Origin of the sequence: Rheinheimera sp. (assembly GCF_037442525.1) — a bacterium.
Classification (GTDB): domain Bacteria; phylum Pseudomonadota; class Gammaproteobacteria; order Enterobacterales; family Alteromonadaceae; genus Pararheinheimera.
In genome coordinates, this window is the sequence record NZ_JBBIQD010000011.1 from 24,898 (window position 1) to 30,991 (window position 6,094).

The window sequence follows — 6,094 nt, forward strand, 5'->3', positions numbered from 1 at the left end:
CAGTATATGATATTTATCATATTTTAAGTTGGAATAAAGCAGAGTTACCTCTGCATGGTTTAAGGACTAAAGGTACTGCTGTTGTAACTGGTTCCGGCTGGCAGCCAGGTAGCTATGCGCTTGCTGCGGGTCCGGCATACTGCGTGTCAGTTGCACTACGCCTATCAGGCTGGCGAATAGTGCGAAGCCTTGCTCCTTGGTCAGACTGGGTTGCAACTGCTGCAACAGGCTGACAAAACCATCTATACAGCCCTGAGCAATGACCCGGCCTTCATTGGTCAGGCGGAATAACTCTGACCCCAGTGCCGACAATGGACACCCTTCACCCTGTTTGGCAGCATCCAGATGTGCTTCTGACAAATAAAGCTCAATAAAGGCCTGTAATGGCGCCTGACCCTGAAGGACAAGAGCGGACAGCTCCGTTTGGATCCGCTCAGCGCTCTGGTAGCGGGCATGCGCCAGTGCTTCGGCTAACAAGGCATCACGGTTGGCAAAATGAGCGTAAAAACCACCATGAGTCAGGCCCGATTCTTTCATCAGCACACCAACTGATAAGGCTTCAAAGCCTTGTTGCCGGATCAGTCTGGCTGCGGTGTCAAGAATGCGCAAATGGGTCTGCTCTTTTTTAGTCAAGGTGCTCATTGCTAATCCCGCCTGAGTAATATGATGGTTATCATATTTTTGGTTGATGAATAAATCAACAGTTTTTTTCGGCGAAGTTAAAAAAGTTCAGTCGCAGCTGTTTTGCTTTAAATGCAGTTCAAGTAAGGCGACGCGTTGAGGCCTGTCGAATAGCTGATAAAGCTGGAGCCAGTCCTGCAGTTGCATCAAAGGCAAGCCATGCCGGAATTGCAGGCTGAGTGGGTCGAATACAAACTGATGCAAGTGCTGCTGCCGCAGCACCTGAATGCCGGCCATTAACTCGATGACGCCTGAGGCGGTCTGAATGCGGCAGAAATGCTGGCTGCAGTACTCCGGATGCGCAACCACCGCCAGCTCCTGACCCAGTTCAAGTAACAACTTGCGGGCATGCGGGTAGAAGTGCGGGCTGCAGACCAAATCCAGATCCTGCGCCCGCTGAACCAAACCATGGCAATACAACAGGTAGCTGCCGCCTATGCCCCAATCCGCCGGTCCGAGCCGCAGCGCAACTTGCTGAGCCAGTGTGTCGAGTTGCTCGGACATTGTGTTATTCCTGCCGGGTCTGGCTGACCACCGAGATGACGCTGCCCTGAGCCAGCCGGCTCTCTAGCTGATCTCCTGGCTGCAGTTGCGTGGCACTGGTCACGACCTTGCCTTCCGCAGTCAAACTAATGCTGTACCCCCGTTGCAAGGTCGCCAAAGGGCTGACGGTATTGAGGCGGCTACTAAACAGCAGCCAATGCTGCTGCTTTTGTTGCAGCTGAGTTTGTAGTGCTTGTTTCAGTCGCTGTTGCAGCTGGTTTAATTGCTGCGCCTGACGGGATAACTGCAAGGCCGGGTTTTGCTGGTAGACCCGCTGTTCCAGCTGAGTTGCCCGTTGTTTTAACTGCTGGAGCTGACGCTGCAGCGTCCGGGTCAGTGCCAGCTGCAACTCGTCCAGCCGTTGCTGTTGTTGCTGTAGCCGGCGAGCCGGGTCCAGTAACTGAAGGCGATGCTGTAAATGCTGAACGGCTGGCGCTTTATTTCGCAGGTAAGTGTGCATCACTTGCACCAAGCGGGCGGCATTTTTTGCCAGCAACTGAATTTGTTGTTGCTGATCAGGAGACACCAGTTCGGCTGCCGCCGAAGGCGTAGCGGCCCGTATATCGGCAACAAAATCGGCAATAGTAAAATCAACTTCGTGGCCGACGGCACTGACCGTCGGAATGGGACAAAAAGCGATTTGCCGGGCCAGGGTTTCATCATTAAAGCACCACAAATCTTCCAAAGAACCACCGCCCCGGCCAATAATCAGCACGTCCACCTCGTTGCGGCGTATCGCGTTTTGCAGTGCCTGCACTAACTGCTGAGCTGCGGTTGCGCCTTGCACCTGGCTTGGATAAATGATGATCTCAAGGGCCGGAGCACGGCGTTGCAACACGGTCAGAATATCGCGGATAGCGGCGCCTGTCGGGGATGTGATAATCCCTACTGTACGGACCAAAGCTGGTAGCGGCTTTTTACGCTCTGGCGCCAATAAGCCTTCAGCGGCCAGTTGGGCTTTGAGCTGTTCATACTGCTGTTTCAGCAGTCCATCACCAGCCGGTTCCACCATATCGGCCAGCAACTGGTATTCGCCACGGGGTTCGTAAAGGCTGATCCGGGCCCGGATCAGTACCTGCTGGCCATTACGTGGTTGCAGGCTGGCGTAACGGTTGGCCTGCTTAAACATGGCGACTTTGACCTGTGCTGCCTGATCTTTTAAAGAAAAATACCAATGGCCAGAAGAAGCCGCGACAAAGTTGGACACTTCGCCCACCAGCCACAGCTGTTTAAACTGCAGTTCCAATGTAAGGCGGACTTCAGAGTTAAGGCGGGACACTGTGTAAATATCGGCCTGAGACATGGGTGCTTCTGTTTCGATAAGCTGCGGATTTGTCGTCACTTTACCACAAAAGCGAAAAACTGATTGTTCGCAGGCTGAAAAGCGGATAAAATTGCGCCGCAACATTCCCCCTTATCTTTAAACAGCGAGATTGTTGCAATGCTCAGGATCGTGAAAGAAGCCATTACATTTGACGATGTGTTACTTGTACCGGCACACTCCACCGTACTTCCCCATACCGCAGACCTGCGGACTCAGTTAACCAGCAAAATTACTCTGAACATTCCTATGGTCTCAGCGTCGATGGACACTGTCACCGAGGCACGTTTGGCTATTGCTCTGGCACAGGAAGGTGGCCTGGGTTTTATCCACAAAAACATGACCATTGAAGAACAGGCTGCCAATGTCCGCAAAGTAAAAAAATACGAAAGCGGTGTGGTGTCTGACCCTGTGACTGTGCGGCCGGAGCAAAGCATCCGTGAGGTGCAGCAGTTGGCGGCACAACATGGTTTCTCTGGTTTTCCTGTAGTGGACGCGCAACAGAATCTGGTGGGTATCGTCACTGGTCGTGACTTAAACGTGGAAAACAACCCACAGGCGCTGATTTCCACCGTGATGACACCAAAAGAGCGGCTGGTGACTGTCAATGAATCGGCACCACGTGAAGACGCTCTGCAACTGATGCACAAACACCGCATTGAAAAAGTACTGGTGGTGGATAACGGCTTCAAACTGAAAGGCTTGATCACAGTACGTGATTACAACAAAGCCGCCAGCAAACCGAACGCCTGTAAAGATGAATTTGGCCGCTTACGTGTCGGTGCCGCCGTCGGTGTAGGCCCTGGCACAGACGAGCGTATTGCTGCTCTGGTCGAAGCTGGTGTGGATATTCTGTTGATTGACACCTCGCACGGCCATTCGCAAGGCGTGATCGACCGGGTGAAACAAACCCGTGCTATGTACCCTGAGCTGCAAATTGTGGCGGGCAATGTGGCGACCACTGAAGGCGCCCGTGCTCTGGCTGAAGCCGGTGCGAACGCCGTCAAAGTGGGCATTGGTCCAGGTTCTATCTGTACCACCCGTATCGTCACAGGTTGTGGTGTGCCCCAGCTGACGGCGATTTCTGACGCTGTTGAAGGGGTCAAAGGCACTGAAGTGTGTATTATTGCTGACGGTGGTATCCGCTTTTCTGGGGACGTGGCCAAAGCCTTGGCGGCCGGTGCACATTGCGTGATGGTGGGTTCTATGTTTGCCGGTACTGAAGAAGCGCCGGGCGAAGTGGAGCTGTATCAGGGCCGTTACTACAAATCTTACCGTGGTATGGGCTCCCTGGGCGCAATGGCGCAACGCAACGGTTCGTCAGACCGTTACTTCCAGGGCAGCAACAATGCCGAAAAACTGGTACCAGAAGGCATTGAAGGCCGGGTAGCTTACAAAGGCCCAATCGAGAACATTATTCACCAGCAAATGGGCGGCCTGCGCTCATCCATGGGACTGACCGGCTGTCCGACTATTACGGATGTGCGCACCAAGACACAGTTTGTCAAAGTGACGTCCGCTGGCATGGGTGAATCGCACGTGCATGACGTGCAAATCACCAAAGAAGCCCCGAACTACCGTCTGGGTTAAGCCTTTCTCCGGGGCCGGCGTCTGTCGGCCCTGTTACTTTTTATACGGATGACAAAGCAAGTATGAGCAAAAACATTCACTTCCACCGCATTCTGATCCTCGACTTCGGTTCGCAGTACACCCAGCTGATCGCCCGCCGCGTGCGCGAAATTGGCGTCTACTGTGAACTGTGGGCCTGGGACGTGACCGCTGAGCAAATTAAAGAGTTTGCCCCTACAGGTATTATCCTGTCCGGTGGGCCGGAAAGCGTGACCGAAGCTGGTTCTCCGCGCGCTCCTCAGTATGTGTTTGACGCTGGAGTGCCTGTATTGGGCGTCTGTTACGGCATGCAGACCATGGCGGAGCAGTTGGGTGGGAAAGTGGCGAGCTCAGAGCACCGTGAATTTGGTTATGCTCAGGTGGAGCTGGTCACTCCTGGTGCCTTGTTTAACGGCATTGAAGATCATATCAATGCTGCTGGTATTGCTGAGCTGGATGTCTGGATGAGTCATGGCGATAAAGTGGTGGCTATTCCTGAAGGTTTTGTCACCACGGCCCGCACTGGCACCTGCCCACATGCCGCTATGGCCAATGAAGACAAACAATTCTACGGCGTGCAGTTCCACCCTGAAGTGACCCATACCAAACAGGGCCTGCGCATGCTGGAACAGTTTGTGGTCGAAATTTGTGGCTGTGAAAAGTTGTGGACTCCTGCCTCCATCATTGAAGATGCTGTCGCCTCGATTAAGCAGCAGGTGGGCGATGATGAAGTGATCCTTGGCTTATCTGGTGGGGTGGATTCGTCCGTCACCGCCATGCTGCTGCACCGTGCTATTGGGAAAAAGCTGACTTGCGTATTTGTTGACAATGGTTTGTTGCGCTTAAACGAAGCCGAACAGGTAATGGAAATGTTTGGTGACCACTTTGGTCTGAACATTGTGCATGTCAATGCCGAGCAACGTTTCCTGGATGCTTTGAAAGGTGAAAATGAGCCGGAAGCCAAACGCAAAATTATCGGCCGGGTGTTCGTGGAAGTATTCGATGAAGAATCGAAGAAACTGCAAAATGCCCGGTGGTTGGCACAAGGCACTATTTACCCGGACGTGATTGAATCGGCCGCCTCGAAAACCGGTAAAGCCCATGTGATTAAATCACACCACAATGTGGGTGGTTTACCAGCCGACATGAAAATGGGCCTGGTTGAGCCATTGCGTGAACTTTTTAAAGACGAAGTGCGCAAAGTGGGTCTTGCCTTGGGTCTGCCATACGACATGCTGTACCGCCACCCTTTCCCAGGCCCTGGTTTAGGGGTGCGGGTGCTGGGCGAAGTGAAAAAAGAGTACTGCGACTTACTGCGCCGTGCCGACGCCATTTTTATCGAAGAGCTGCGTAAAGCCGGTTGGTACGATCAGGTCAGTCAGGCCTTTGTGGTCTTCCTGCCGGTGAAATCTGTCGGTGTAATGGGCGATGGCCGTAAGTACGATTGGGTGGTATCCCTGCGTGCCGTCCAAACCATCGACTTTATGACGGCACATTGGGCGCATCTGCCCTACGAGTTGCTGGGTCAGGTGTCAAACCGCATTATCAACGAAATCAACGGTATTTCCCGTGTGGTTTATGATGTGTCGGGCAAGCCTCCAGCCACTATTGAGTGGGAATAAGCTCGCCGTCATCCTCGCCACGCTGGCGGCATTGTCTGCGCGTTTCAGGCCGGTCACATACTGTGATGTATGCTCCCGGCACTGATCCGCTGGACGGCTTTGCCAGCCTGACGATGCTTTAGGCGAGCTGGCGGTCATCCTCGCCACGCTGGCGGCATTGTCTGCGCCGCTCAGGCCGGTCACCTACTGATGTAGGCTCCCGGCACTGAACCGCTGGACAGCTTTGCCAGCCTGACGATGCTTTAGGCGAGTTGGATAACTGGTCGTCATCCTCGCCACGCTGGCGGCATTGTCTGCGCAGCTCAGACCGGTCACCTAC

General features: G+C 53.6%; 6 protein-coding genes. 2 read left to right on the top strand and 4 right to left on the bottom strand.

Annotated elements, in window-relative coordinates; all coding sequences use genetic code 11:
• Positions 1-66: 66 nt before the first annotated feature.
• The 3 genes from WKJ03_RS14690 to xseA form a co-directional block, all read right to left on the bottom strand.
• On the bottom strand, positions 67-642 hold the full coding sequence (locus WKJ03_RS14690) for a TetR/AcrR family transcriptional regulator (RefSeq protein WP_337842983.1): 576 nt from the start codon (positions 640-642) through the stop codon (positions 67-69).
• Positions 643-729: 87 nt separating this feature from the next.
• Positions 730-1,185: a hypothetical protein gene (locus WKJ03_RS14695; protein ID WP_337842984.1), complete on the bottom strand. Its 456-nt coding sequence runs from the start codon at positions 1,183-1,185 to the stop codon at positions 730-732.
• 4 nt (positions 1,186-1,189) lie between these two features.
• Entirely contained in the window at positions 1,190-2,527 is a 1,338-nt protein-coding gene (gene xseA / locus WKJ03_RS14700; RefSeq protein WP_337842985.1) for an exodeoxyribonuclease VII large subunit, read from the bottom strand.
• A gap of 138 nt (positions 2,528-2,665) precedes the next feature.
• Between xseA and guaB the strand changes: the two genes are divergently transcribed.
• Positions 2,666-4,135 (top strand): IMP dehydrogenase, encoded by a 1,470-nt coding sequence (guaB, locus tag WKJ03_RS14705; protein ID WP_337842986.1) that lies wholly within the window; start codon positions 2,666-2,668, stop codon positions 4,133-4,135.
• Positions 4,136-4,197: 62 nt separating this feature from the next.
• The gene (gene guaA, locus WKJ03_RS14710) at positions 4,198-5,775 is read left to right on the top strand and encodes a glutamine-hydrolyzing GMP synthase (protein WP_337842987.1); all 1,578 of its coding nucleotides are present in this window, start codon (positions 4,198-4,200) and stop codon (positions 5,773-5,775) included.
• A gap of 118 nt (positions 5,776-5,893) precedes the next feature.
• Here the strand turns inward: guaA and WKJ03_RS14715 are convergent.
• Positions 5,894-6,094 (bottom strand): hypothetical protein (locus tag WKJ03_RS14715; RefSeq protein WP_337842988.1); only part of this gene is annotated, 201 nt, incomplete at its 5' end.